21 protein-coding genes are annotated in these 25,792 nt (G+C 73.3%); 13 read left to right on the top strand and 8 right to left on the bottom strand.

Going from position 1 to position 25,792, the window contains the following annotated elements:
- The first annotated feature begins 1 nt into the window (after position 1).
- The 5 genes from AB0I79_RS53550 (at position 2) to AB0I79_RS53530 (ending at position 5,488) form a co-directional block, all read left to right on the top strand.
- Positions 2-979, top strand: coding sequence for a MoxR family ATPase (locus AB0I79_RS53550; RefSeq protein ID WP_357891755.1), 978 nt, complete (start codon positions 2-4; stop codon positions 977-979).
- A gap of 6 nt (positions 980-985) precedes the next feature.
- The gene (locus AB0I79_RS53545) at positions 986-1,870 is read left to right on the top strand and encodes a DUF58 domain-containing protein (RefSeq protein ID WP_357891752.1); all 885 of its coding nucleotides are present in this window, start codon (positions 986-988) and stop codon (positions 1,868-1,870) included.
- A gap of 70 nt (positions 1,871-1,940) precedes the next feature.
- Positions 1,941-2,903 (top strand): VWA domain-containing protein, encoded by a 963-nt coding sequence (locus AB0I79_RS53540; RefSeq protein ID WP_357891749.1) that lies wholly within the window; start codon positions 1,941-1,943, stop codon positions 2,901-2,903.
- Positions 2,904-3,956 (top strand): VWA domain-containing protein, encoded by a 1,053-nt coding sequence (locus AB0I79_RS53535; protein ID WP_357891746.1) that lies wholly within the window; start codon positions 2,904-2,906, stop codon positions 3,954-3,956.
- Between the two features lie 173 nt (positions 3,957-4,129).
- Positions 4,130-5,488, top strand: coding sequence for an MFS transporter (locus AB0I79_RS53530; RefSeq protein WP_357891743.1), 1,359 nt, complete (start codon positions 4,130-4,132; stop codon positions 5,486-5,488).
- Positions 5,489-5,599: 111 nt separating this feature from the next.
- Here AB0I79_RS53530 and AB0I79_RS53525 read toward each other — a convergent pair whose 3' ends face one another.
- Both AB0I79_RS53525 and AB0I79_RS53520 read right to left on the bottom strand, forming a co-directional pair.
- The gene (locus AB0I79_RS53525) at positions 5,600-6,976 is read right to left on the bottom strand and encodes a cytochrome b N-terminal domain-containing protein (RefSeq protein WP_357891740.1); all 1,377 of its coding nucleotides are present in this window, start codon (positions 6,974-6,976) and stop codon (positions 5,600-5,602) included.
- A 270-nt stretch (positions 6,977-7,246) separates the two neighbouring features.
- Positions 7,247-7,651, bottom strand: coding sequence for an RNA-binding S4 domain-containing protein (locus tag AB0I79_RS53520; protein ID WP_357891737.1), 405 nt, complete (start codon positions 7,649-7,651; stop codon positions 7,247-7,249).
- A gap of 108 nt (positions 7,652-7,759) precedes the next feature.
- On the opposite strand from AB0I79_RS53520, the gene AB0I79_RS53515 reads away from it, so the two are divergent.
- The 3 genes from AB0I79_RS53515 (at position 7,760) to AB0I79_RS53505 (ending at position 12,168) form a co-directional block, all read left to right on the top strand.
- Complete coding sequence (locus AB0I79_RS53515) at positions 7,760-8,437, top strand: response regulator transcription factor (protein ID WP_357891734.1); 678 nt, start codon at positions 7,760-7,762, stop codon at positions 8,435-8,437.
- 215 nt (positions 8,438-8,652) lie between these two features.
- Positions 8,653-10,488 (top strand): BTAD domain-containing putative transcriptional regulator, encoded by a 1,836-nt coding sequence (locus AB0I79_RS53510; RefSeq protein WP_357891731.1) that lies wholly within the window; start codon positions 8,653-8,655, stop codon positions 10,486-10,488.
- A 168-nt stretch (positions 10,489-10,656) separates the two neighbouring features.
- Positions 10,657-12,168 (top strand): FG-GAP-like repeat-containing protein, encoded by a 1,512-nt coding sequence (locus AB0I79_RS53505; protein WP_357891728.1) that lies wholly within the window; start codon positions 10,657-10,659, stop codon positions 12,166-12,168.
- Between the two features lie 53 nt (positions 12,169-12,221).
- On the opposite strand, the gene AB0I79_RS53500 is transcribed toward AB0I79_RS53505, so the two are convergent.
- Positions 12,222-14,147, bottom strand: coding sequence for an FG-GAP-like repeat-containing protein (locus AB0I79_RS53500; protein WP_357891725.1), 1,926 nt, complete (start codon positions 14,145-14,147; stop codon positions 12,222-12,224).
- 150 nt (positions 14,148-14,297) lie between these two features.
- Between AB0I79_RS53500 and AB0I79_RS53495 the strand changes: the two genes are divergently transcribed.
- A complete protein-coding gene (locus tag AB0I79_RS53495; RefSeq protein WP_357891722.1) occupies positions 14,298-17,075 on the top strand; it encodes a BTAD domain-containing putative transcriptional regulator in 2,778 nt (925 codons plus the stop codon).
- A gap of 98 nt (positions 17,076-17,173) precedes the next feature.
- Here the strand turns inward: AB0I79_RS53495 and AB0I79_RS53490 are convergent, their stop codons facing one another.
- Positions 17,174-17,743 carry a DinB family protein gene (locus tag AB0I79_RS53490; RefSeq protein WP_357891719.1) on the bottom strand — a complete coding sequence of 190 codons (570 nt, stop codon included), beginning with the start codon at positions 17,741-17,743 and terminating at the stop codon, positions 17,174-17,176.
- A 59-nt stretch (positions 17,744-17,802) separates the two neighbouring features.
- Here AB0I79_RS53490 and AB0I79_RS53485 point away from each other — a divergent pair, with 59 nt between their 5' ends.
- Together AB0I79_RS53485 and AB0I79_RS53480 are read left to right on the top strand one after the other, a co-directional pair.
- Positions 17,803-18,693, top strand: coding sequence for an AraC family transcriptional regulator (locus AB0I79_RS53485; RefSeq protein WP_357891716.1), 891 nt, complete (start codon positions 17,803-17,805; stop codon positions 18,691-18,693).
- Positions 18,694-18,752: 59 nt separating this feature from the next.
- The gene (locus AB0I79_RS53480) at positions 18,753-19,925 is read left to right on the top strand and encodes an epoxide hydrolase family protein (RefSeq protein ID WP_357891713.1); all 1,173 of its coding nucleotides are present in this window, start codon (positions 18,753-18,755) and stop codon (positions 19,923-19,925) included.
- Here the strand turns inward: AB0I79_RS53480 and AB0I79_RS53475 are convergent.
- The 3 genes from AB0I79_RS53475 to AB0I79_RS53465 are packed head-to-tail and all read right to left on the bottom strand — an operon-like array spanning position 19,894 to position 22,322.
- Positions 19,894-20,793 (bottom strand): diacylglycerol kinase family protein, encoded by a 900-nt coding sequence (locus AB0I79_RS53475; protein WP_357891710.1) that lies wholly within the window; start codon positions 20,791-20,793, stop codon positions 19,894-19,896. The two genes, AB0I79_RS53480 and AB0I79_RS53475, sit on opposite strands and share 32 nt — an antisense overlap.
- Positions 20,794-20,847: 54 nt before the next feature.
- The gene (locus tag AB0I79_RS53470; protein WP_357891707.1) at positions 20,848-21,420 is read right to left on the bottom strand and encodes a maleylpyruvate isomerase N-terminal domain-containing protein; all 573 of its coding nucleotides are present in this window, start codon (positions 21,418-21,420) and stop codon (positions 20,848-20,850) included.
- Positions 21,417-22,322 (bottom strand): NAD(P)-binding domain-containing protein, encoded by a 906-nt coding sequence (locus AB0I79_RS53465; RefSeq protein WP_357891939.1) that lies wholly within the window; start codon positions 22,320-22,322, stop codon positions 21,417-21,419. The genes AB0I79_RS53470 and AB0I79_RS53465 overlap by 4 nt, the downstream gene beginning before the upstream one ends.
- Positions 22,323-22,401: 79 nt before the next feature.
- Between AB0I79_RS53465 and AB0I79_RS53460 the strand changes: the two genes are divergently transcribed.
- On the top strand, positions 22,402-23,400 hold the full coding sequence (locus AB0I79_RS53460; protein WP_357891705.1) for a helix-turn-helix domain-containing protein: 999 nt from the start codon (positions 22,402-22,404) through the stop codon (positions 23,398-23,400).
- A gap of 265 nt (positions 23,401-23,665) precedes the next feature.
- Here the strand turns inward: AB0I79_RS53460 and AB0I79_RS53455 are convergent, their stop codons facing one another.
- Positions 23,666-24,538 carry a helix-turn-helix transcriptional regulator gene (locus tag AB0I79_RS53455; RefSeq protein WP_357891702.1) on the bottom strand — a complete coding sequence of 291 codons (873 nt, stop codon included), beginning with the start codon at positions 24,536-24,538 and terminating at the stop codon, positions 23,666-23,668.
- Between the two features lie 135 nt (positions 24,539-24,673).
- On the opposite strand from AB0I79_RS53455, the gene AB0I79_RS53450 reads away from it, so the two are divergent.
- Positions 24,674-25,669: an aldo/keto reductase gene (locus AB0I79_RS53450; RefSeq protein WP_357891699.1), complete on the top strand. Its 996-nt coding sequence runs from the start codon at positions 24,674-24,676 to the stop codon at positions 25,667-25,669.
- Positions 25,670-25,792 lie beyond the last annotated feature (123 nt).

Here is a 25,792-nt window from a genome sequence, read left to right as displayed (position 1 = left end):
CATGACCTCGACAGAATCTCATCCGCTCGAACAGGTGCTGTTCGAGGTCAAGCGCACGATCGTCGGCCAGGACGTGCTGCTGGAACGCATGGCGGTCGCGCTGGTCGCCGACGGGCACCTGCTCGTCGAGGGCGTGCCGGGCCTGGCCAAGACGCTCGCGGTGCGGTCGCTGGCCGCCGCGATCGCCGGGAGCTTCCAGCGCGTCCAGTTCACACCCGACCTGGTGCCCGCCGACCTCGTCGGCACGCGGGTCTACCACCAGCACTCCGGGGAGTTCAGGACCGAGCTCGGCCCGGTGTTCGCGAACCTGCTGCTGGCCGACGAGATCAACCGCGCCCCCGCCAAGGTGCAGAGCGCCCTGCTGGAGGTGATGCAGGAGCACCAGGTGACGATCGGGCGCGAGACGTTCCGGGTGCCCGAGCCGTTCCTGGTCATGGCGACGGAGAACCCGATCGAGTCGGAGGGCACCTATCCGCTGCCCGAGGCGCAGGTCGACCGTTTCATGATGAAGGTGGTCGTCGACTACCCGACGCAGGCCGAGGAGCAGGCGATCGTCGACCGGGCGCTGCGCCCGCCGGAGCAGCCGCAGCCGATGATGACGGCCGAGGAGCTGATGGCGATGCGGGTGCGGGCGCGGGAGGTGTACGTCGATCCGGCGATCGTGGACTACGCGGTGCGGCTGGTCTCCGCGACGCGCTCCCCGGCGACGGCCGGGCTCGGCGAGCTGGAGCGGTACGTCACGTACGGGGCCAGCCCGCGGGCCTCCATCGCGCTCGTCACGGGCGCCAGGGCCCTGGCGTTCCTGCGCGGACGCGACTACGTCCTGCCGCACGACCTGTCCGAGCTCGCGCTCGACGTGCTGCGCCACCGCCTCGTGCTGTCGTACGAGGCCCTCGCGGACGACGTCGACGCCGACACCGTCATCACCAGGGTGCTCGGGGCCGTCAGGGCGCCCGACGTCGTCCTGCAGAACCGCTGAGCCGTCATGGCCACCGCTCCCGAGAAACTCCTGCTCCGCCTGGAGTGGAAGGTCGTGCGCAGGCTCGACGGCCGGCTCCAGGGCGGCCACCGCACCACCCACCGCGGCGCCGGGATCGACTTCACCGGATTGCGCGCCTACAGCGAGGGCGACGACGCCCGGCACATCGACTGGAACGTCACCGCCCGGCTGGACGAGCCGCACCTGCGGGTGTTCACCGAGGACCGCGAGCTGACGGTGTGGCTCGTGCTCGACCGGTCGGCGTCGATGACGGCCGGGCGGCCGGGGCGCGGCAAGCACGACGTGCTCGCCGAGCTCGCCCTCGTCCTGGCCCGGCTGTTCGGGCGGGGCGGGAACCGCGTCGGCGCGCTGCTGTTCGACACCGGGATGGTGCGCGTCGTGCCGCCCGGCACCACCCGGCGGCACACGCTGCGGATCGGCGCCGAGCTGGAACGCACCGCCGAGTCGCACGGCGGCGCCACCACCGACCTGGCGGAGATGCTCGACGCGGCCGGACGGCTGGCCCGCCGCCGCGCGCTCATCGTCGTGCTGTCGGACTTCATCGGCGACGGCGACTGGGAACGCTCGCTCCAGCGCCTGGCCAGGCGGCACGAGGTGGTCGCCCTGCGGATCGTGGACACCGCCGACGACGTCCTGCCGGAGGCGGGGCTGATCGTGGTGGAGGACGCCGAGACCGGCGAGCAGCTCGTCGTCGACTCCGCCGACCCGCTGCTCCGGGTGCGCTTCCGCGAGGCCGTGGACGCCCGCGACGCCCGGCTCGCGGCGGGCATGCGCCGCGCCGGGGTGCCCGTCCACCGCGTCGGCACCGACCGCGACCTGGCAGAGGCGCTCGTCGAGGTCGTCGCCAGGACCCGGGACCGGTCGCCATGACCGGGAGGGAGCACGGGCTGGGCGGGGCAGACTCCACGACCGGGAGCGCGGGCTCGGCGGGGGAGGCCCCATGACCCTGTCCTCCCCGCTGCTGCTGGCCGTCGGGCTGCTCGTCACGGTGGCGCTCGCCTGGGCGGCCGTCGTCTCGGCCCGCCGCCGCGCGGCTGCGCTCGCCGCGGCCGGTGTCGCCGTACCGGGCGGCCGGCGGACCCACCTCGGCGCCGGCCTGACGATCGCCGGCGTCGGGGTGCTCGCGATCGCCACCTCAGGGCCGACGGCGATGCTGCCGGTCCCGCGGGCGGCGGGCACCGTCATCCTGGCCGTCGACGTCTCCAACAGCATGGGCGCCGACGACATCGCGCCCAACCGGCTGGCGGCGGCGCAGCGGGCGGCCCGCGCGTTCGTGGCGGCCCAGCCCGCCAGCGTCGACATCGGGGTGGTGGCGTTCGAACAGGGCGCGCTCACCACCGCACGGCCGGACGCCGACCACTCCATCGCGCTCAAGGCCATCGAACGGCTGAAGCTCACCGGCGGCACCTCGCTGGGCACGGCCATCCTGGGCTCCCTGTCGGCGATCACCGGCAAGCAGGTGGCCATCGGCCGTGACGGCAACGCGCCCGACATCGGCTACTGGCCGTCGGCGACGATCGTGATGTTCTCCGACGGCCAGAACCGGGACCCGAGCCAGGACACGGACGTCGAACGGGCGGCCGAAGTGGCCCAGAAGGCAGGCGTGCACATCCACACCGTGGGGGTGGGCACGACGGCCGGGGCGACGGTGCAGGTCGACGGGTACCACCTGCAGACCTCGCTGGAGGAGGACGCCCTCACCATGATCGCCGAGACCACCGGCGGCGGCTACCACCCCGCCTCCGACGCCGCGCGGCTCGACGGGATCGCCGACACGATCGATCTGCGGCTCACCGTCTCCGACGAGCCGCTGCCCCTCGCCGGCGGGCTGATCGGGCTCGCCCTGGCGCTGCTCACCGCGGGAGCGGCGCTCACCGTGCTGCGATCGGGACGGGTGATCTGAATGACGTTCTCATGGCCGTGGGCGCTGCTGTCCGTCCTGATCATCCCGCTGATCTTCGCCATCCGCTGGTGGGCGCGGCGCCGCCGCCGGCGGGCCGCCGTGCGGGTCACCTCGATCGCGCTCGTACGCGCCGCCCTGCCCGGCCGGACCCGCTGGATCCGCGTGATCCCCCCGGCCCTGTTCGTCGCAGGGCTCGCGCTGCTCGCGGTCGGGGCCGCGCGGCCGCAGGCGTCGGTGCCGGTGCCGCAGACGTCGGCGACGATCCTGCTCGCGCTCGACACCTCAGGCTCCATGTGCTCCACGGACGTCGACCCCAACCGCCTCACCGCCGCCAAGAAGGCCGCCGCGGAGTTCATCGAGTCGCAGCGGGGCGGGCCGCGCATCGGCCTGGTCACTTTCGCGGGCACCGCAGGCCTGCTCGTCCCGCCCACCGACGACACCGACGCGCTGATCAAGGCGCTGGACAACCTCACCACCTACCGCGGCACCGCGATCGGGCAGGCCATGCTCACCTCGATCGACGCGATCTCGGACGTCGACCCGTCGATTCCGCCCACCGGGGCGACCCCCACCGGCGAGGCCGGCGAAGGCTACGCCGGCGCCGCCATCGTCGTGCTCACCGACGGCGCCAACACCCAGGGCGTGGACCCGCAGACCGCCGCCCAGGAGGCGGCCGTGCGCCGCCTGCGCGTCTTCACCATCGGCTTCGGCACCACGAACCCGGCCCCGATGGTCTGCGACAACTCCCAGTTCGACGGCGGCTGGGGCGGCTGGGGCGGCGGGCGCGGCGGATTCGACAGGGGCGGCCGCAACGTCCGCCTGATCGACGAGCCCGCGCTCAAGCGGATCGCCCAGACCACCGGCGGTTCCTACCACCGCGCCGAGAACGCCGACCAGCTCCAGAGCGCGCTCGACTCCCTGCCCGGCAGCTTCACCGTCATCCGCCGGCAGGTCGACACCGCCGCCGCCTTCGCCGCCGGCGGCGCCGTCCTCATCACCGCGGCCCTGTCGCTCTCCCTCTGGTGGAACCGTCCCCGGACCCCGGCCCGCTGACCCCTTGCTAGGATCCACGACGTGGGTATCGCTGTCACCGAGTAGTTCCAGGTGTGCCGTTTCACGGCGTAGCCGCACCGGCCGGGGCCGCTGCGGCCGTCTCGCCGTACCGGCACGGAAGCGTCCTTGCGACCCAGCGGTCGCGAAGTCCCGCTACCTGGAGAACCCACGTCGTGAACACCCCTTCCGAGGCACGCGCCGGCGTGCCCGCCGGCCGCCGGATGGCGGCCCTCGCTCTCCTCTCGCTCCTGCAGTTCCTCATCGCCATCGACGTCACCGTCGTCAACGTGGCGCTGCCGTCCATCGGCGCGCAGTTCGCCGCCCCGGCCGCCTCCCTGACCTGGGTCGTCACCGGGTACACCCTGGTCGGCGGTGGGCTGCTGCTGCTCGGCGGCAGGATCACCGACCTGCTCGGCCGGCGCAGGATGTTCCTGCTCGGCGCCGGTCTGTTCGGGCTGGCCTCGCTGGCCGCCGGGCTGGCTCCCGGCCTGCCGGCGCTGATCGCCGCCCGCTTCGCCCAGGGGGCCGGTGAGGCGCTGGCCTCGCCCGCGGCGATGTCACTCATCGCGCTGCTCTTCCCCGGGCCCGCTGAACGGGCCAGGGCGCTCGGGATCTGGGGCGCCATCTCCTCCGGGGGGCTCGTGGCCGGCGTGCTGCTGTCAGGAGTCATCACCGAGCTGCTGCACTGGCGCTGGATCTTCGGCATCAACGTGCCGCTCGCCGCCGCGGTGCTGCTGATCACCCCGAAGCTGGTGCCGGCCGACCGGCCGGGCGCCCGTGCCGGGCGGCTGGACCTGCCGGGCGCCGCGCTGCTGACGGCCGGCCCGCTCAGCCTCGTGTACGGCGTGCTGGAGGCGGCGCCGGCGGCCGTGGTGGCGGGCGTGCTGCTGCTGGCCGCCTTCGTGGCCGTCGAGGCGCGGGCCGGGAACCCGCTCGTCCCGCTGTCCTTCTTCCGCCACCGCATCCGGGCCGTGGCCAACGCCGTGACCGTGCTGCTGAGCGCGGCGCTGTCCACCGCGTTCTTCCTGCTCACGCTCTACCTGCAGGACGTGATCGGGTTCGGCCCGATGCAGGCCGGGCTGGCCTTCCTGCCGTTCTGCGCGGCGCTGCTCCTGGCCGTCTCCCAGGTGTCCCGGCTCATCGGCGCCCTCGGCGTGAAGCGCACCGCGCTGGTGGGGCTGGCGTGCACGGCGGCGGGTCTCGGCTGGCTGGCGCGCCTGCCCGACCAGGGCACGTACGCCGTGGACGTGCTGCCGGGCATGGCCGGCATCGCGGCCGGGATGGGCCTCGGCCTGATCGCCCTGCAGAACGCCGCGCTGCACGGCGTCACCGACAGCGACGCCGGTGCCGCGGCGGGCGTGCAGCGCTCGGTGGATCAGCTCGGTGGTGCGCTCGGGCTCGCGGTCCTGGTGGGAGTGGCCGCCGGCACCGCGGGCGTCGGCGGCTTCCGCACGGCCTTCCTCTACGCGTTGATCGGGGTGGTCGTGGCGGCCGCCGGGCTGCTGCTCGCGGCGCCTGACGAAGCGCCCTGACGGAGCACTCCGAAGGGGCGCCCTGTCGGAACGCCCTGTCGGAGCGTCCTGGCGGAGGGGCTGCACCGCCCGGCCACGGCGGTGCAGCCCCTCATCGCGGCAGGCTCCGCGTCACCGGCGTCCGGTGATCGCCGGCTCCCGGGGCTCCAGCCGCTCGTGGAAGCCGCCGTCCGCCGACCGCGTGATGATCCCCGTCTCCACGCCGTGCTCGGCCACGTGGCGGTCCGCCTGCTGGAGCCCGAGGCAGATCCACCGGGTGACGGCGAAGGCGATGACGGGGCCGATGACCACGGCGTACCTGAAGAAGATCGTCACCGTGTTGACGTTGAGGTCGAACTGGTGGGCGAGCTGGTCGTTGGCCGCCGCCGCCCACAGCAGGCCGTAGAACGCGACCCCGGCGGCCGCGATGGCCGTCTTCACCGGAGTGTCGCGGGGCCGGTCGAGCACGTCACGGGCGGCCCTCTCGCGGGCCATGCGCCTGGCGGTCTTGGGCCGGCCCAGCGCGTCACGGCGGTCGCGCCACGCCAGGACCAGCCGCTCGGCCGTCGGGTAGGCGGCCAGGGCGGTGAAGAAGAGCCCGGGGATCACCAGGGTGGGGACGAGGACCGCGAGGCTGAGCGTGTAGTCGCCGAGCGTGAGCTCCCACCCCGGCATGATCCGGAGCGCGCCGTCGAGGAAGCCCATGTACCAGTCGGGAACCGAGCCCGCCGAGACCTGCGTCGGCATGGCGGGCCCGTACAGCCAGATCGGGGCGATCTGGAACCCGAACCCGAGGATGATCAGCATGCCGACCGTCGCGGTCGCCATCATCGGGCGGGCGCTGCGCCGGCCCGGCAGCGTGGCGACGAACCGGGAGTGGCCGTGCCGCCGCACCAGCAGCTCGCGGGCGATCAGCAGCGCGCCCATGACGGCCGGGATGATCAGGTGCCCCGCGTACAGGACGGGGATGACCTGGTCACCGGGGAATTGCGGGCCGAACAGCAGCGACGTCGCCCAGGCGCCCACCACCGGGATGGACTGCGCCACCGACACCATCAGCCACAGGCTGCCGCCCGACAGCATGTCGTCGGGCAGGGCGTTGCCGGTCTCGCCGGCGGCCATGCCGAGCGCGAGCAGCGTCACCCAGATCAGCCACTGCCCGGTGCGCGGGCGGCGGAACGCGCCGGTGAGGAACATGCGCAGCAGCTGCAGCACGACGGCCGCCACGAAGACGAGCGCCGCCCAGTGGTGCATCTGCCGGATGAGCAGGCCGCCGCGCACCTCCAGGCTGAGCCGCATGGTCGAGTCGTAGGCCTCGCTGACGAGGAGCCCGCGCAGCGGGCCGTACGAGCCGTCGTAGGTCACCTGCGACATGCTCGGGTCGTAGACCAGCATCAACAGCGCGCCGGTCACCAGCAGGACGACGAACGACCAGACGGCGATCTCGGCGAACATGAACGACCAGTGGGAGAACTGGAAAGAACGGCGCTTGGCCGACAACGAACGCATCCTGGGCCCCCTAACCTTGCCTACACACAAGACGCGCCCGGGGGCCGGAGTGTGACGTCGATGAGGCGCCGGCGACGGTGAAACACGTCACTCCCGTGAGGGCCGGCGCGACCGCGCCCGCCCCCTGGATCAGTACCGGCCGCAGCCGCGCGCGGCAGCCGCGCGGCGGCCCCGGATCACTCCGGGCGTACCCGCCGCGCGGCAGCCGGACGGCGGGCGCGGATCACTCCGGGCGTGCCCGCGGCGCGGCAGCCGGGCGGCGGGCCAGGATCACTCGGGGCGTGCCCGGCCCTCCGCGGCCGAGCGGCCGAACAGCCTGTCGAGGCTGCGGCGCTCGCGCTTGGTGGGACGGCCCGCGCCGCGAGCGCGGACGGCGACCTGCACCGTCTCCTCGCGCGGCGGAGGCGGCGGGCTCTTGTCGACATAGCACTCGGCGGCCACGGCGGCGCCGACGCGCTTGGTGATGATCCGGGAGACAACCACGATGCGCTCGCGGCCCTCGTGCCGGAGCCTGACCTCGTCACCGACCCGCAGGGCGTGGGCGGGCTTGACCCGCACCCCGTTGACCCGGACGTGCCCGCCCCGGCAGGCGTCGGACGCGATCGAGCGGGTCCTGGTGAGCCGCACCGACCAGATCCAGCTGTCCACCCGCGCGCTCACCTGCTCACCTGCCATTCCGCCACTGTACTGAAACGCGGGCGTACCACGTGATCGCATTTCACTGCGATCACGGGCCTGTCAATCGTTAGGCTTTCGTCCCCGACTGGACCGCATGGAGGCCCGATGGCAGCCGACGAGTTGATCACCGCGGTGATCGTCGACGATCACGCGGCCATCGCCGCGGGAGTCGGCGCCTGGTGCGCCGGCGCCGTGCCGCCCATCGAGCTCATCGACGCCGGGGACCGGCTCGCCGACGTCTGGACCGGGCCGGGCGCCGCCGCCGATGTGGTGATCTTCGATCTGGAGCTGGTGCCCGGCCTGCCGAACTTCGGGGAGCTGCGCAGGCTGGTCGACAGCGGCCGGCGCGTGATCGTGTACTCGCAGCACACGGACGACGCCGTCGCCATCAAGTGCGTCGACCTCGGCGCGCTCGCCTACCTGACCAAGAGGGAGGGGCCCGACCACCTGGTCCCGGCCATCAGGGCGGCCGCCCAGGACCAGCCGTACACGTCGCCGTCGCTGTCAGGGGCGTTCATCGCCGACACCGCGGCCGACCGGCCGCGGCTGTCGCAGCGGGAGACCGAGGTGCTGCGGGCGTGGTTCGTCTCCTCCTCGAAGGAGCTGGTCGCGGCCAAGCTGAACATCGGGGTCAAGACCGTCGACACCTACATCACCCGCGTCCGGGTCAAGTACGCCGACGTGGGCCGGCCCGCCCGTACCAAGAGCGAGCTCGTCAGCCGCGCCCTCGACGACGGGCTCATCACGCTCGCCGAGCTCAACCGGAACGAGACCTCGTTGTAGGGCGTTCGCCGGACAACGTGACGCGCGGCGCGTCCCTAGGCTGGTGATCAGCCGCGGATACCCGCTGTATGGGGGAGCGGGTATCCCCATTCACCCAGGGACGAACGGGACAGGGTCACCACGGCGCACCATCGAGATCGCCGCCCCGTTCCCGCACCTTCCCGCTCCCGGCGCAGAGATCCGCGTCCGCCACCGCATGGACAGGGGGAGCTCTGATGGGACTGGAGATCAAGATGCTGGGGCCGTGGGAGGTCACGGCGGATGGCGAGCCGGCCGTGCTGGCCGGTGAGCGGCGGGTCGGGGTGCTGACCAGGCTGGCGCTGAGCGCCGGGCAGCCGGTGCCCGCGGAGCAGTTGCTCGCGCAGGTCTGGGGGGAGAGCGCGGCGACGACCGCGGGCAAGCAGCTGCAGATCGTGGTGTCCAAGCTGCGTGGCCTGCTCTCGCCGTACCAGGGTGACGACATCATCACCACCGTCCCCGGCGGCTACCAGCTCAACCTCGCCCGCGAGCGCGTCGACGCCCACCTGTTCTCGCTCCTGGCCCGCCGGGCGCGCGCCGCGAAGGCGCAGGGGGATCTGGTCACGGCGGACGAGCTGTTCCGGCGGGCGCTGGCCCTGTGGCGGGGGGACGCGCTGGCCGGTGTCGGGGCCCTGTGGGCCCAGACGGAGTCCGCCCGCCTGGAGGAGGAGCGCCTGTCCACCCTGGAGGACCACGTCGACCTGCGCCTGGAGGCCGGTGATCATCTCGCGGTGGTGCCGGTGCTCACCGCCCACGTCGAGGCCCACCCGCTGCGGGAACGCCCGCGCGCCCAGCTCATGCTGGCGCTGTACCGGGCCTCGCGCCCCTCGGAGGCGCTCGAGGTGTACCGGGAGACGCGCCGCGTCGTGGCCGAGGAGCTGGGCATCGAGCCGGGAGAGACGCTGCGCCGGTTGCAGCGGGCGGTGCTGCACAGGGATCCCGCGCTCGACCTGTCAGTCCCGGTCCAGCTCGCCAGGCCCGTCGTTCCCGCCGAGCTGCCCGCCGGCGTCCGGGCGTTCACCGCGCGCGCCAGGGAGGTCGCCTGGCTGCGCGGGACGCTCACCGACACCCGGCCCGGGCTGCCCGCCGTCGCCGCGGTGCACGGCCCCGGCGGGGTGGGCAAGTCCGCGCTGGCCGTCCACGTCGCGCACGCCGTCGCCGATCGTTTCGCCGACGGGGTCCTCCACGTCGACCTGCGCGCCGCCACGGCGGGGCTGGAGCCGCTGCCGCCGTACGAGGCGCTCGGCCGGCTGCTGCGCTCGCTCGGGCTCGACGGCGCCGCCATCCCGCCCACGCTGGACGAGGCCGCCGCCCGCTACCGGTCGCTGACCTCGACGCGCAACCTGCTGGTCGTCCTCGACAACGCGCTCGACGCCGCCCAGGTACGGCCGCTCATCCCGGCGGGGCCCGCGTGCGCGGTCGTCGTCACCAGCCGCCAGATCATGGCCTCGCTCGACAGCACGAGCCATCTGCGGCTGGCCCGGCTCGACCACGCCGACGCCACCGCGCTGTTCGGGCGCATCGTGGACCCCCGCCGGCTCCGTGACGAGCCGGAGGCGGCGCGGCGGATCGTCCAGCAGTGCGGCGGGCTCCCGCTCGCGCTGCGCATCTCGGCGGCCCGCCTGGCCGCCCGGCCCGACCGCCCGCTCGCGCGCCTGGCAGGCGAGTTGGCCGACCCCGCTCGCCGCCTCGACGCCCTCCAACACGCCGATCTGGCCGTCCGCGACAGCATCGCGGTCAGCCTCCGGCACCTGCTGCGAGAGCCCGCGGGCCATGACGCCTCCCACGTGTTCCTCGTGCTCGGGCTGCTGGAGACCGCCGTCCACACGGCCGCGGGCATGTCCGCTCTCACGGGCTGGCCGGAAGGCAGGGCGGAGGCCGCGCTCCACCTCCTCCTGGACACCGGTCTCCTCGAGCCCGCCGGGCCCGGCCGCTACCGGATGCCGGACCTGGTCCGCCTGCACGCCCGCGAGCAGGCCGCCTGCCACCTGCCGAGCGGGACGACATACCAGCGGCATACCGCCGTTCCCTAGTCTGCCGCGGTGCAAGCATTCAAGACTCAGATCGGCCCAGGCCCAGGCCCAGGCCCAGGCCCAGGCCCAGGCCCGGGTAGGGCGCTCGGCCTGCGCCTGCTCGCCGCAGCGAGCCTGGGCGCCTCGATGGTGTGCCTTCCGCACTCGGCCGCGGCGAGCTCCGCGGGCTTGAGCGCCTACGACGAGCTGGTGCTCTCGCACCGCCCGGTCGCCTACTGGCGGCTCTCGCACCCCTCCGCCGGTACGGAGACCGACCGCACCGGCCACGGCCACAAGGGCACCTTCCGCGGCGTCACCAGCACGATCAGGCTGCCCAACCTGGACGGCACCTCGGTCTTCAACGGCTCGTCGGGATACTTCGAGATCCCCACCGCCAAGCCGTTCCACATCTCCACCACGGGCGCGTTCACGGTGGAGGCCTGGATCAGGCCGCACACCCTGCAGTTCCCCGACGAGGAGCAGACCGGCTACGTCTACTTCATGGGCAAGGGCACGAAGTCGGGCAGCGGTGGCGATCGCGAGTGGGCCGGCCGCATGTACTCGAAGGAGAACGACGAGAACCGGCCCAACCGCATCTCCGGTTACGCGTGGAACCTCGACGGCGGCCTCGGCGCGGGGGCGTACTTCCAGCAGCCGGTCAAGGTCAACGAGTGGATCCACTACGCCGTCACGTTCGACACGGCAGAGGGCTCGTACGGCAAGGTGCGGATCTACCGCAACGGCGTGCTGGCCGGTACGGACCATCTGGCCTACCGGCCCGGCACGGCCGACGAGGTCATCATCAAGCCCAAGCCGGGGCCGGCGCCGGTCCGGGTCGGCACCCGCGACGGGAAGTCCTTCTTCAAGGGGGCGATCGGCAAGTTCGCGATCTACAACCGCGAGCTGTCGGGAGCGGAGCTGCGCTCCCACTACGCCGCGATGACGGGCTCGGCCACGCCGGACTTCAACGCCGACGGCGTGGGTGACCTCTTCTCCGCAGCCACCGGCACGCTGACCGTCTGGAACGGCCAGGGCGACAACACATTCGGCCCCGCCACGGCGGTCGGCGGCGGGTGGGCGGCCTTCAGCCGTCCGATCGCGGGCGACGTCAACGGTGACGGCCGCAGCGACCTGCTGGCCGTCAAGAAGGACAGCAACACGCTGCACGTCTGGAACGGCAAGGGCGGCAACACCTTCGGCCCGCCCACCGAGCTCGGCCCCGGCTGGGAGCCCTACGCCGGCTCGCTGATGTCGCTGGGGGACGTCAACGGTGACGGCCGCGCCGACCTCGGCGCTGTGCACGCCGAGACCGGCGTCTTCACCGTCTGGAACGGCAAGGGCGCCAACGCGTTCGGCCCGGCCGACCCGATCGGCGGCGGGTGGGCGGCCTTCAGCCGTCCGATCGCGGGCGACGTCAACGGTGACGGCCGCAGCGACCTGCTGGCCGTCAAGAAGGACAGCAACACGCTGCACGTCTGGAACGGCAAGGGCGGCAACGGGTTCGGCCCGGCCACCGAGCTCGGCCCCGGCTGGCAACCCTACGCCGGCTCGCTGATGTCGCCGGGAGACGTCAACGGGGACGGTCACACCGACCTCGCGGCGGTCACGAGCGACGGCACGCTGCACATCTGGAACGGCAAGGGCGGCAACAGGTTCGGTCCCCGCACTCCCATCAGCTCCGGCTGGACACCGTACTTCTGACAGAGCATGAGAAAACCCCCGAACCCGCATGGGGCTCGGGGGTTTCTCGCGGCTCAGAACGAGGACTTCCATCCGGTGCCGACGGCGGTGGCCGGGCCGAAGGCGTTGCCGCCCTTGCCGTTCCAGACGTAGAGGGTTCCGGTTCCGGAGTGTACGGCGGCCATGTCGCTGTTCCCGTCCCCGTTGACGTCCCCAGGTGACATCAGCGAGCCCGCGTACGGCTCCCAGCCGGGCCCACGCTCGATCGCGCCGGTGAAGTTGTTCGCCCCCCTGCCGTTCCAGACATACAACGTCTTGGTGTCCTTCTTGACCGCCAGCAGGTCACCGATGCCGTCGCGGTTGAAGTCACCGGCGACCGGCCGGGAGAAGGGCAGCCAGCCGCCGCCGATCGGGTCGGCCGGGCCGAACCCGTTGCCGCCCTTGCCGTTCCAGACGGTGAGGACGCCGGTCTCGGCGTGCACGGCGCCGAGGTCGGTACGGCCGTCCTCGTTGACGTCCCCCAGCGACACCAGCGAGTCGGCGTAGGGCTCCCAGCCGGGGCCGAGCTCGGTGGGCGGGCCGAAGGTGTTGCCGCCCTTGCCGTTCCAGACGTGCAGCGTGTTGCTGTCCTTCTTGACGGCCAGCAGGTCGCTGAGGCCGTCGCCGTCGAAGTCACCGGCGACGGGCCGGGAGAAGCCGCTCCACTCGCCGCCGGGCGAGGTGGGCGGGCCGAATGTGTTGTCGCCCTGGCCGTTCCAGACGGTCAGCGTGCCGGTGGAAGTGGAGAAGAGGTCGCCCACGCCGTCGGCGTCGAAGTCGGGCGTGGCCGACATGCCCATCCCGGCGCGGTGCGGGTTCTGCGCGTGGGTGAGGGTCTCCCAGCCCAGGAAGTGCGACACCCCGGTGGGGCGCTTCTGCTCCACCCACTGCGTGGCGGACGGGATGTCGTCGTACCCGAGACGGTGGTGCAGCGCGTTGTAGCCGACCTCGAAGTGGTCGCCGAGGTCGAGCTTGACCTTCCCACCGCACAGCCACGACGGCACCGTCCCGCCCAGTTGCAGGCGGGCGTGGAGGTCCATCGCGAACCGCAGCCGGTGCTTGGCCTTGGAGTACAGGTCCACGCCCTGGTGGCCGGCCGTCTCCGCGACGTGGGCGATGGCCGCCAGGCCCCAGCCGGTGTGCCAGAAGTCGCGGCAGGTCTCCTGGGTCAGCCCGTCCACGAACGTGGTCTGGCCGTGCCAGTAGTCGATGATCTCGGCCTTGGTGTCGTACTTGCTTCTCGGCGCCGCCTTGGGCACCGAGCCGTCCGTCTTCAGGTAGACGTAGGCGGGCAGCCTGCCGCGCCAGGTCGAGACCGCCCGGTCGAACGAGGCCCGGTCGTCCAGGTGCACGGCGATGCCGATGGCGGCGTCCGTCATGATCAGTTCCCAGTTGCCGTTGTTGTTCGGCGCGCCGGCGATCACGGTCGGCAGGTACACGGTGCGCAGCTTGCCGGCGAACCGGCCGGCCTGGGTCCAGCCGGAGTAGGTGTGCTTGATGAGCTCGGCGGCGCGGGAGAAGTTCGCGCCGGCCCAGCCGGTCTGCAACGGTGCGTTGCTCCCGGTGTGCTTGGTGATCACGGCTGACCAGGCGTCCATGATCTGGATCGCCTTCTTCGCGTAGCGGGCGTCCTTGGTCAGGTACCACTGCAGGGCGTGCGTGTAGGCCGCCATGGCGTCCTCGCGCTCGTCGGAGCAGCCGTTGTCGGGCTTCGACGCCGGGCCGCAGTCCACGACGGGACGGGGCGTGGGCGTGTAGGACAGCGAGGCGAAGGAGTGGCGTTGCAGTTTCCGCCAGGCGGCTCGCCACGGCTCCTTGTCCAGGTTGGCTCTGACGAAGTCGAGCTGGGCACGGCTGACCAGCACGCCGGGGTGCTTGAACACGGCCGCCTGCGCGGGCTGCGGGACGGATAAGAAAGCGGCCGCGAGCATGACGACGGCCGCTGAACGGGCTGGACGCACGGTTTCCTCCAGAGACAGGACGCCTATTCCGCCAGCCACTGGATGGGCTGTCAACAGAACCCGGCCATGGACGCCGCCCGATATACCCGCCGCATACCGAGCGGAGAACATACCGCCGATATACCGCCCCTTCGTAGGCTTTTCTCCCTGATGACAGTGGAAATCGGGTTCCTCGGGCCTTGGCAGATCAAGATCGACGGGCAGCCGGTACGGCTGGCGGGCCGCCGCCGCGTCGCCGTGCTGACGCGCCTGGCGCTGGACGCCGGCTGCCCCGTCGGCACGCGCCAGCTCGTCGCCGACGTCTGGGGGCAGACCTCGACGGCCACGGCCGGCAAGCAGCTGCACATCGTGGTGTCGAAACTGCGTGACACGCTCCCTCCCGGGCTCATCGCCACCGTGCCCGGCGGCTACCTGCTCGACCTGCCCCGCGACCAGGTGGACGCGCACCGCTTCACGCTGCTGGCCGGCCAGGCCCGGATGGCGCGCGAACGGCGTGAGACGGGCACGGCCGACGAGCTGTTCCGGCGGGCGCTGGCCCTGTGGCGGGGGCGGGCCCTGGCCGAGCTGACCGACCCGTGGGCGCAGATCGAGTCCAGGCGCCTGGAGGAGGAACGCCTGGCCGTCTTCGAGGACCACATCGAGCTGCGCCTGGCGGCGGGGGACCACCACGCGGTGGTGACCGACCTCGCGCCGCACGTCCAGGCCCATCCCCTGCGGGAGGGGCCGCGCGCCCAGCTCATGCTGGCGCTCTACCGGACGGCCCGGCCGTCCGAGGCGCTCGCGGTCTACCAGGAGGGGCGCGCCGCCATGGTGGAGGAGCTCGGCCTCGAGCCGGGCGCGCGGCTGCGCCGGCTGCAGCACGCCATCCTCACCAGGGACTCCTCGCTGGAGCTGGTCACCCCGGTGCAGGCAGGCCCGATCGTGCCCGCCGAGCTGCCCCCCGGAACCCGGTCGTTCACCGCCCGGCACGAGGAGGTGGACTGGCTGCGGGAGGCGTTGCGGCACGAGGGCGTGGCCGTGGTCGACGGGTCCGGCGGCGTGGGCAAGTCGGCGCTCGCCGTGCACGTCGCGCACGCCATGGCCGGCCAGTTCCGCGACGGCGTCATCTACGTCAACCTGAACGGCGCCACCCCCGGGCTGCAACCCCTGCCCGTGGCCGACGCCCTGGGGCACCTGCTGCGGTCGCTGGGGCTGGACGGCTCCGCCGTACCGGCCGGCCTGGAGGAGGCGATCGCGCGCTACCGGTCGCTCACCGCGGCCAGTGACCTGCTCGTCATCCTCGACAACGCGCTCGACGCCGACCAGGTGCGCCCGCTCATCCCCGCGGGGGCGGGCTGCCGGACCGTCGTCACCAGCCGCTACGCGCTGACCACCCTCGACCATGCCCGCCACCTGCACCTGGCCGGGCTCGGCGACCGCGACGCCGTCACGCTGCTCGCCAGGATCGCCGGCCCCGACCGCGTCCAGCGCGAGCCCGAGGCCGCCGCGAAGATCGCCGCGCTGTGCGACGGCTTCCCGCTGGCCATCCGGGTCGCCGGCGCCCGGCTGCGGGCCCGGCCCGACTGGAGCCTGTCCGACCTCGCCGACCGCCTGGCCGACGCCACCCGGCGCCTGGACACCCTGCAGTACGACGACCTGGCCGTACGGGCCAGCATCGCGGTCAGCCACCGGCACCTGCGCGAGGAGCCGAGCGGCCACGACGCCGCGCACACCCTCCCGCTCCTCGGCCTGCTCGACACGCCCACCCACACCCCGGCCGCCACCGCCGCCCTGGCCGGCTGGCCCGAGTCCCGGGCGGAGGCGGCGCTCGAACGGCTCCGCGTCGCCCGGCTCCTGGAGTCCGTGGGGCGCGGCCGGTACCGCTTCCACGACCTCATCCGCCTGTACGCCAGGGAGCAGGCCGCCCGCGAGCTGTCGGAGGAGGAACGCGCCGGCGCCCTGCGCCGCGGGCTCCACCACTACCTGGCCACGGCCAACACCGCCACGCAGCTCGTGCACCCGCAGGTCCAGGAGCCGTACTACGGCGCGGACCAGCCCGGCGTCGCGCTCGCCGGCGCGCGCGAGGCCAGGGAGTGGACCGGGGCCGAGCGCGACAACCTGCTGGCCGTGACCCACCAGGCCGCCGGGTCCGCCGACCCGGACACCGCCATCGGGCTGGCGCTGGGCCTGCACATGCCGTTCAACTACCGCGGCTGGGTCACGCACCTGGCCGACGTGCACCTGAAGGCGATCGAGCTGGCCGCGCGGCACGGCGACTGGGCCGGCCAGGCGCAGGCGGAGAACTACCTGGCCTGGGCCTACCGCGACCAGGGGCGTTACGAGCAGGCGATCGACCACCTGGAACGAGCGGTGACGTGCTGGGACAAGGCCGGCCTGCCGCATCGCAGGATGGGATCCTTCAACAACCTCGGCATCATCCACACCATGCTGGGGCGGTTCGATCTCGCCCACGCCAACCTGTCACGGGCGCTGGACCTGGCCGAGGAGATCAACGAGCCCTACGCGGTGGGCGCCGTGCTCAACAACCGCGCGCACCTGCTCTACCGGGAGGGCCGGTTCGAGGAGGCCATCGCGCAGGCGAGGGTGGCGGTCGCCAGGTGGAGCGGCACCCTGTACGGCGAGGGGTCGTCCCGCGCGACCCTGGCCCGTGCCTTCATGCACGCCGGACGGCTCGCCGAGGCGGCCGACACCTACCAGGTGGCGCTGACGCTCCTGCGCGAAGCCGGATACCGCATCGGCTACGCCGTGACCGCCTGGTGGTCCGGCCAGACCATGCACGCCCTGGGGCGGCACGCCGAGGCGCGCAGGGACTGGCACGACTGCTTCACGACCCTGCTGGATGCGCGCCTGCTGACCCGCGCGGAGGTGGACGAGCTGCGCCGGCAGGCCGTCCCCGAGATGCCTGGGCCGATCAGGAACATGCTGTAGGACCCTCGCTCGCGGTGCGGGCGCCGCTCGCCGGAGCGACGGCCGGCCGCACGCGTCCGGCGGGGGCGAGCCGCACGCGTCCGGCGGGGGCGCGGCGGTCACCCGGCCTGCCGGGCGGCGTCCTCCAGCCGCTCGTGGTAGTCGCGCCACCAGGCCTGGTCGTCGCTCGGCAGGATGTCGCTCTCCTGGCGGCCGACGGCGCCGTCGATCAGCTCGCGCACGATGTCGGCGTGGCCGGCGTGGCGGGTGGTCTCGGCGAGCACGTGGACGAGGATGCGGTGCAGGGAGGTGGGGTTGCGGTCGGCCGGCCACCAGGCGACGTGACCTGGCGCGTCCAGGGACAGCTCCTCGATCGTGGCGTCCGCGTGGGCCCAGGCGCGGTGGTAGAGGGCGATGATCTGCTCGCGGGACTCGCCGGGCGTCGCCCACATGTCCGCGTTGGCGTCGGCGCCGTCCTCGTACCAGGGCAGCGACTCGCCGTGCGGGCGGCCGAAGGTGTCGCCGAAATAGCCGAGCTCGACGCCGGCCAGGTGCTTGACCAGGCCGAGGAGGTTGGTGCCCGTCGGGGTCAGGGGGCGGCGGACGTCGTACTCGGGCAGGCCGTCGAGCTTCCACACGAGGGACTCGCGGGCGGTTTTGAGGTAATGATGGAGGTCCGATTTGTGCATATCGGGCATTGTGTCAGCCGGTCAGGCGGCACGGCGCAGGTGCCGTTAGCCTCGGCCGCATGGTGTTCGACTCCGCTCATTTCGACCTCCAGCCCTATGCCGGTTTCGACATGCACCGCTACGTGCGCCGGACGCACTGCAGCTGGGAGAACCTCGGCTGGCAGTCCTTGCTCGTGCAACGGTTCGAGCACGTCCCGCTGGTCGAGGAGATGGAGTTGCCGGCCGCGCCGGACCTGCACCTGGTCCTGCCCGTAGGGGGCCGGACCGTGATCGAGACGCGGGCCGGTGGCCGGTGGAGGCGTCACACCTGGGCGCCGGGGCGGCTCGAGCTGGCCGTCCCCGACCGGCCCGTCCGCCGCCGCTACCGCGCGGACGGCCCGCTGCGCAGCGTGCAGGTGCACCTCCCGCGCAGCGCCGTCGAGCAGGCCGCGGAGCGGCTGGGCGGTGGCGCGGTGGACTACGCGGGCATGGCGGCGTCCGTGGCCGCCGGCGATCCGCTGATCGAGGAGGCCGTCCGCGCCGCCGGCTCCGCCGAGGAGCCCGGCGACCTGTACGCCGAGTCCGCGGCCGCCTTCCTGGCCGTGCACCTGCTCACCCGCCATGCCCGGCTGCCCGCCGGACGGGCGCCTGCGCGGGAGGACGCCCGCGTCCGCGCGGCGATCGCCCTCATGCGGGACCGGCTGGCCGAGCCGCTCACCCTGGCGGACCTGGCCGACGAGGTGTATCTCAGCGTCTACCACCTGGTCCGCGTGTTCAGCCGGGCGACGGGGGAGACGCCGCACCGGTACCTCACCCGGCTGCGCATCGAGAAGGCGCGACACCTGCTGCGGGAGACCGACCTCACCGTCGCCCAGATCGCGCCGCTCTGCGGCTTCGCCAGCCCCGGCGCTCTGTCGACGGCCTTCCTGCGGCACACCGGCGCCCGTCCCTCGGCCTACCGCAATTCCTGACCGTTTCCCGGCAATCTCGCGCATGGATTCGGGGATGGCCCGTTCCTAGGGTTTCTCCCATGTCCGGAAATCTAGCGACTGAGATCGAGCCCTATCCCATCCACGTTCCCGGCCGCGACCTGGCGGACCTGCGGGCCCGGCTGGACCGCGTCCGGCTGCCCGAGCGGGAGACGGTGCCCGACGCCACGCAGGGAATCGAGCTGGACCGGCTCGGGACGCTGCTCGACGCCTGGCGGCAGCACGACTGGCGGGCCACGGAGGCCCGCTGGAACACGATCCCGCACTACCGCGCGAGCCTCGACGGCCTGCGGATCGCGTTCTGGCACGTACGCTCGCCCGAGCCGGCGGCGCTCCCCCTGGTGCTGACCCACGGCTGGCCGGGCTCCGTGCTGGAGTTCGAGAACGTCATCGGGCCGCTCACCGACCCGGTCGCCCACGGCGGCTCCGCGAGCGACGCCTTCCACGTGGTCGTGCCGGCCCTGCCGGGGTTCGGGTTCAGCGAACGTCCGGGCGAGCGCGGCTGGAACCCCGGCCGTACGGCGCGGGCGTGGGCCGGGCTGATGGCCGCGCTCGGCTACGAGCGGTTCGGCGCGCACGGCGGCGACTGGGGCGCCTACGTCAGCACCGAGCTGGCCCGCCAGGTGCCCGACCGCGTCGCCGGGCTGCACCTGACGATGCCGCCCGCCTCCCCGCTGCCCGAGGACCGGCTCGACCCCGGCCCGGCGGAGCAGCGCATGCTGGAGCGGCGCGACCTCCACCTCATGGACGGGTACGGCTTCGGGATGATCATGAACACCCGCCCGCAGACGCTCGGCTACTCCCTGCTCGACTCGCCCGCCGGCCTGGCGGCCTGGCTGGGCGAGAAGTTCACCGCCTACTCCGACACCCGGCCCGAGGCCGGCGGCGGGGTGAGCCTGGCGCAGCAGGCGGAGGGCATCGCCCTGTACTGGCTGACCGGGACCGGCGCCTCCAGCGCCCGCTGGTACTGGGAGGCCATGCGGTGGGTGCCGCGCAGCGCGGAGGAGGAGAACGCGCAACCGGTGAAGGTGCCCACCTTCTGCTCGTTGTTCCCCGCCGAGCCGTGGCCGACCGCCCGGCGCTGGGCCGAGCGCCGCTACCACGACCTCCGCTCCTGGCACGAGCTGGACCGCGGCGGCCACTTCCCCGGCCTGGAGCAGCCGGACCTGCTGGTCTCCGAGCTCAGGGCCGCGTTCCGTCACGAACGGCGCTGAGCCGCCACGCGCCGGCTTCGACCGTCCACGTACGCCCGGTCACGGGGCCGGTGAGCTCGCCGTCGGCGTTCACGGGCACCGGCGGGCCGGAGATCCCGATCCGCGCACCGCGCACGGTGACCACGTCCTGCCTGCTCGTGTGCCGTCCGAGCCGCAGCAGCACCCCGTAGAGCAACCGCCGCAGCGGGCTGGTCGCGAACGAGACGACCACGTCGGCGAGGCCGTCGGACGGCCGGGCGTCGGGTGCGATGGGGGTGCCGCCGCCGATGGACCTGCCGTTGCCGATCCCGACCATCAGCACCCTGCGCCGCCCGTCGGCGACGACCCGGCCGTCCACCTCCACCCTGAGCGGCAGCCCTGCCATCCGCGCTCCCGCGATCACGCTCCCCACCGCGTACGCGAACCGGCGCAGCACCGGCTTGAGCGGCTGGGCCGCCCGCGCCGCCTCGACCCCGACCCCCAGGTGCACGGCGTTGACCACGACGCCGCCGTCCTCGTCCCGCAGCAGGTCCAGCGCGCGGGGCTCGCCCAGGGCCGCGACCCGGGCCGCCTCGACCGGGTCCATCGGCACGCCCAAGGTGCGCGCCAGGTCGTTGCCGGTGCCCAGCGGGACCAGCCCGACGGTACGCCGCCCCAGCTCGCCCCGCTCGGCCAGGGCCGCGACGAGGCAGTGCAGCGTTCCGTCGCCGCCCAGGACGACGGGGTCCCGCTGGGGGTGTTCGGCCAGCGCCCCGGGCAGCTCGGCCGGATCGCCGATGCGGGCCGCCACCGTGTCGGCGTGCTCGCCCAGCTCCGCCAGGACCCGGGACACGACCTCGTCGCCGGCGCTTCCCGCCGACGAGTTGACGATCGCGAGCAACCGGCGCATCCCGCCCTCCCTGTGTCTTCCTGGTGCACGCGTCTACCCGCGAACGCGTTCAGATCACCGGACGGCGCCGTCCCACTGCCAGCGGTCCCTGCGGCCCAGACCGGGCAGCTCGGCGCGGCCGGTGCACCACAGCAGGGTCTCGGTCGCGTCCTCGCCGTCCGGAGCCCCGGGGAAGAGGCGCCGCACGGCGGGGGCGCACAGGTGCTCCGGCGGGCGCCAGTCGAGCCCGAGACCGCGGCCGATGTCCATGCCGTGGACCAGCAGCTCGACGACCCCCATGGCGGCGAAGCCGGGGCCGTCGGAGTGGCCCCACGGGTGCCAGGCGCGCGCGTCGCCGCCGGCCTCGCGTACGGCGGAGGCCAGCAGCCGGGCCGCGATCCCGATCCCCTCCAGGCAGTGGCCGACGGGCGCCCGCGGGTCGAGCGAGGCGAAGAGCGTGATGTACCGGTCGGCCGGCCGGGCGATGAGCAGCCCGGCGTAGCCGACGACGCCCAGCGCGACGTGGTCGAGCGTGGCCCGGCAGGTCCACTCCAGCCCCGCCGCGCGGCGCGTCCAGTCCCGGTCGGCGACCTTCTCCAGGGCCGCGATCGTCTCGTCCGCCGCCTCCACGACGAGGTCGGCGTTCATGCCCGGAAGTGGTCGATGACGCGGGCGTAGCTGTCGAGCGCGTGACCGCGGCCGATCGCCTCGGTGAGGAGGGCTTCGGTGTACTCGGCCATGGTCGCGTCGATGCCCCGGATCCGGCTCTCGTGGATGAGGTGCCGCACGGGCGGCACCTGGGTCTCCAGCGTGGCGTCCTCGGCGGCGAAGGAGCCGTCGTCGATCTGCTGCGCGTACGCCGTCAGGAACGTCGCCACCCCCTGGAGCCAGCCGGTGGCCATCGGCAGGAAGTCCGTGGCCGGGATCTTCTCCGTGCCCAGCAGCGCCGCGGCGTGCATGAACCCGTTGAACGTGGACCACATGATCCCCAGCAGCGCGACGTCGTACAGCGAGGGCAGGCCGACGTCGGAGCTGATGAGGGTGGTGCCGCCGCCCAGCACGGAGAGGGTCTGCTCGTGCGTCTCGTACAGCGACGGCGACCCGCCGTACAGGATGACCGTCTCGGGCGCGCCGATGCCCGGGGGCGTCATCATGATCGCCCCGTCCAGGTATTCGGCCCCATGCTCCACCGCCCACTCCGCCATCGCCCGGGCCTCGTCGGACGCGCCCGACGTGAGGTTGACCAGGACGCGGCCCGCCAGCGCCGGCTCCGCCGGGGCCAGCAAGCCGCGCACGGCGTCGTAGTCGCGCACGCAGACGATCACGAGCGGGGCGGCGGCGACGGCGGCCTCGACCGTCGGGGCCTCGCTCGCCCCCGCTTCGACCAGGGCCTGCGCCTTGCCCGGGGTGCGGTTCCAGATGGTCGTGGGGTGGCCGGCGTTCATGAAGGCGGCGGCCAGCGCCCGGCCCATCAACCCCATGCCGATGACCGTGACCGGTGTTCCTGCCATGTCTGTCGCTTTCTGTCCGTTTCGGTGGTGACGGTTCACCACGATGGCAGCGCGCGTGGCCGGCCGACACTGGCAGGAGTGCCGACATTCACCAAATTACTGCCATAGGGTGGGCTGCATGACTGCCGGGTCCGTGGCGCTGGTCGTGATCGACGACGCCATCTCCATGTGGGACATGTACGAGCTGGGCATCGCCACGGCGGTCTTCGGCGTGGCCCACACCGATCTCGCCGACCCGTGGTACGAGCTGCGGCTCGTCGGGCCACGGCCCGGGGTGTCCGCGCCGGTGCCGGGGTTCACGCTGAACGCGCCGTACGGGCTGGAGGAGCTGGACAAGGTCGACACGGTGATCGTCCCGGTCGTGCCGGAGTCGTACACGAACGGCGGCCGCGAGCTGCCCGCGGAGCTGCTCGACGCACTCCGCCGGGCCGCCGGCCGCGGGGCGCGGATGGTCTCGCTGTGCAACGGCGTGTTCGCGCTCGCCGCCGCCGGCCTGCTCGACGGCCGGCCCGCCACCGCCCACTGGGAGCACACCCGCGAGCTGGCCGAGCGCTACCCGCAGGTCCAGGTGGACGAGTCGGTCCTGTACGTGGACGACGGCGACGTGCTCACCAGCGCCGGGCTCAGCGGCGGGCTCGACCTGTGCCTGCACATCGTCCGCCGCGACCTCGGCGCCCGGGTGGCCAACCAGCTCGCCCGCCGCCTCGTCGTGCCCGCCCACCGGCCGGGCGGCCAGGCCCAGTACGTGGAACGCGCCGTCGCCGTGACCGACGACGGCATCGCCCCCGTCCTGCACTGGGCCCTGGAGCACCTCGACCAGCCGCTCACCGTCGAGGACCTGGCCGCTCGCGCCGGGATGAGCGTGCGCAGCTTCCACCGCAACCTGCGGGCCGCGACCGGCACGAGCCCGATGAAGTGGCTGCTCCACCAGCGTCTGGCCCGCGCGCAACAACTCCTGGAGACCACCGACCTGCCCGTCGACCAGATCAGCGAGCGCAGCGGGCTCGGCAGCGCGAACAACCTCCGCCACCACTTCGCCGCCCACCTCGGCGTGGCCCCCACCGAATACCGCCGCGCCTTCCCCTGCTCAGGGCCCGTTCCCGCGCTCCAGCGGTGACTCGTCCTGTCAGGTTCCGGCCGGAGAGGTCCAGTGGGTTGGGCTCATTCGTGATGTTTCATCCCGATAATGATTCCGCTCATCAGACATCTGGTGGCAGGCCCACGCGTTCGGCTTCGCGGCCGGGGTGCTGGGCGGGTTGTTGTTCCGCGACCGCAAGCAGCCACGCCCCGCCGCCACCACGGCCGGCCCGCAGGACGCCTCCCGTGCCCAGCTCCACAAGGAACTGGACGACCTCGGCCTCTGAACCCGCCGCGCGGCAAGCTCAGTCCTGGCCGTGACGTTCGGCCCTGGCCGTGAACCCCGCGGGGAACTCCTCCAGGCCGAGCACCCGCAGCAGGTCCAGCCGCTCGCGGGTCTCGTCGTCCGCCGGCGTGAACACCAGCAGTTGCTGCCCCTGGTCGGGCGTGATCAGGGTCTCGCAGTCCATCACCAGGCGGCCCACCCGCGGGCTCAGCAGCGTCTTGCGGCTGGCCCGCCGGACCGCCACCTCGTGCTCCGCCCAGAGCCGGCGGAAGTCGGCGCTTTCGGTTTGCAACCGGTCGATGAGCCCGGCGACCGTCGGGTCACCGGCCCGGCGCCCGGCGACCGCGCGCAGGTCGGCCACGATCTGGCGGTCCTGTTGATCCTGCTCCTCGGGCGGGTGGGCGGCGCGGGCGGCGGGGTCGGTGAACCAGCGGTACACGATGTAGCGCCGGTCGCCGGAGAAGTGGGTGAGGTCGCCCATCAGCAGCAGGGCCGGCCGGTTCTGGGCCAGGACCTCGCCCAGGTCGGACATCACCACGGCCGGCGTGTCGCCGAGCAGGTCGAGCATCCGCATCAGGCCGGCGCGGGCCAGGCGAGCCACCCCGTCGGCGGGCGGGGGCTGGTGACCGGCCAGGTGGAACAGATGGCCACGCTCGTCGTCGGACAGGCGCAACGCCCGTGCCAACGCGCCGAGCAGCTGCGTGGACGGCTGGCTGCTGCGGCCCTGCTCGAGGCGTACGACGTAGTCCACCGACATGCCGGCGAGCATCGCCACCTCCTCCCGGCGCAGGCCGCTGGTACGGCGGCGAGGGCTGTCGGCCAGGCCCACCTCGGCCGGCCGGATCGCTTCGCGGCGGCGGCGCAGGAAGTCGGCGAGCTGCTCACGTTCCATGGCTCCATCCTGCCGCGCGGCCGGCGAGCCGAGCCAGGGAGCGGCTCTCCCATGATGAACGCTCCGCTTCCGCCCGCCTCGGCGCGCGGCCCAGAGTGAGGGGCGACATCGGCGACGACATCGAGGGAGAACGCCATGCAGACACGAACCCTGGGCCGCACCGGACCGGCCGTCTCCGCGCTGGGCCTGGGCGCGATGGGCATGTCGGGTGCGTACGGCGCGACCGACCGCGCCGAGAGCATCGCCACCGTGCACGCCGCGCTGGAGGCCGGCGTCACGCTGATCGACACCGGCGACTTCTACGCCATGGGCCACAACGAGCTGCTGCTCGCCGAGGCGCTGCGCGGCCGGGACCGGGACAGTTACCAGCTGAGCGTCAAGTTCGGCCAGCTACGGGGGCCGGGCTTCGAGTCCGGCGGGCAGGACGGCCGGCCCGAGGCGGTGAAGAACTTCCTGGCCTACTCGCTGACCCGGCTGGGCACCGACCACCTCGACATCTACCGTCCCGCCCGTCTGGACCGGGCGGTCCCGATCGAGGAGACGGTGGGCGCGATCAAGGAGATGGTCGACGCCGGATACGTGCGGCACATCGGGCTCTCCGAGGTCGATGCGGCGACGATCCGCCGGGCGCACGCCGTGCACCCGATCGCCGACCTGCAGATCGAGTACTCGCTGCTCTCCCGGGCGGTGGAGGCGGACGTCCTGCCCACGCTGCGGGAGCTCGGCATCGGCCTGACCGCTTACGGCGTCCTCGGCCGCGGCCTCATCTCCGGCCACTGGACCGCCGGCCACACCGCGGGCCCCGGCGACCTGCGCGGCCTCAGCCCGCGGTTCTCGGGCGGGAACGTGGAACACAACCTCGCCCTCGTGGACGCGCTGCGCCGGGTCGCCGAGGCGAAGGGCTGCACCGTCGCCCAGCTCGCCATCGCCTGGGTGGCCGCGCAGGGCGAGGACATCGTGCCGCTGGCCGGTGCCCGCACCCGCGAGCGGCTGTCCGAGGCGCTGCCGGCGATGGACCTGAACCTCACCGCGGACGACCTCGCCGAGATCGAGAAGGCCGTGCCGGCGGGCGCGGCGCGCGGTGACCGGTACCCGTCCGCGTTCATGTCCGACCTCGGCGTGGGCAACTGAGCACCTCGGCCATGGTCTACCGAGCCTGGCCGAACACTGCCTGGATGAGCTGCTGGTTGGCCTGCTGGAAGGCGGCGCCCATGGACAGGGCGGGGTCGTCGATGTAGTTGAGTGTGGCGGTCA

The organism is Nonomuraea sp. NPDC050202, assembly GCF_040656115.1.
In the GTDB taxonomy this organism is placed as follows: domain Bacteria; phylum Actinomycetota; class Actinomycetes; order Streptosporangiales; family Streptosporangiaceae; genus Nonomuraea.
This window is presented reverse-complemented; position numbering and strand designations above follow the sequence as displayed.

Coding starts and splice junctions, on each gene's coding strand:
- AB0I79_RS53485 (WP_357891716.1), top strand. CDS start 17,803: ATGGTGTTCGACTCCGCTCATTTCGACCTCCAGCCCTATGCCGGTTTC.
- AB0I79_RS53490 (WP_357891719.1), bottom strand. CDS start 17,743: ATGCACAAATCGGACCTCCATCATTACCTCAAAACCGCCCGCGAGTCC.
- AB0I79_RS53520 (WP_357891737.1), bottom strand. CDS start 7,651: ATGGCAGGTGAGCAGGTGAGCGCGCGGGTGGACAGCTGGATCTGGTCG.
- AB0I79_RS53470 (WP_357891707.1), bottom strand. CDS start 21,420: ATGAACGCCGACCTCGTCGTGGAGGCGGCGGACGAGACGATCGCGGCC.
- AB0I79_RS53515 (WP_357891734.1), top strand. CDS start 7,760: ATGGCAGCCGACGAGTTGATCACCGCGGTGATCGTCGACGATCACGCG.
- AB0I79_RS53495 (WP_357891722.1), top strand. CDS start 14,298: ATGACAGTGGAAATCGGGTTCCTCGGGCCTTGGCAGATCAAGATCGAC.
- AB0I79_RS53450 (WP_357891699.1), top strand. CDS start 24,674: ATGCAGACACGAACCCTGGGCCGCACCGGACCGGCCGTCTCCGCGCTG.
- AB0I79_RS53455 (WP_357891702.1), bottom strand. CDS start 24,538: ATGGAACGTGAGCAGCTCGCCGACTTCCTGCGCCGCCGCCGCGAAGCG.
- AB0I79_RS53475 (WP_357891710.1), bottom strand. CDS start 20,793: ATGCGCCGGTTGCTCGCGATCGTCAACTCGTCGGCGGGAAGCGCCGGC.
- AB0I79_RS53540 (WP_357891749.1), top strand. CDS start 1,941: ATGACCCTGTCCTCCCCGCTGCTGCTGGCCGTCGGGCTGCTCGTCACG.
- AB0I79_RS53460 (WP_357891705.1), top strand. CDS start 22,402: ATGACTGCCGGGTCCGTGGCGCTGGTCGTGATCGACGACGCCATCTCC.
- AB0I79_RS53535 (WP_357891746.1), top strand. CDS start 2,904: ATGACGTTCTCATGGCCGTGGGCGCTGCTGTCCGTCCTGATCATCCCG.
- AB0I79_RS53545 (WP_357891752.1), top strand. CDS start 986: ATGGCCACCGCTCCCGAGAAACTCCTGCTCCGCCTGGAGTGGAAGGTC.
- AB0I79_RS53510 (WP_357891731.1), top strand. CDS start 8,653: ATGGGACTGGAGATCAAGATGCTGGGGCCGTGGGAGGTCACGGCGGAT.
- AB0I79_RS53480 (WP_357891713.1), top strand. CDS start 18,753: ATGTCCGGAAATCTAGCGACTGAGATCGAGCCCTATCCCATCCACGTT.
- AB0I79_RS53525 (WP_357891740.1), bottom strand. CDS start 6,976: ATGCGTTCGTTGTCGGCCAAGCGCCGTTCTTTCCAGTTCTCCCACTGG.
- AB0I79_RS53550 (WP_357891755.1), top strand. CDS start 2: ATGACCTCGACAGAATCTCATCCGCTCGAACAGGTGCTGTTCGAGGTC.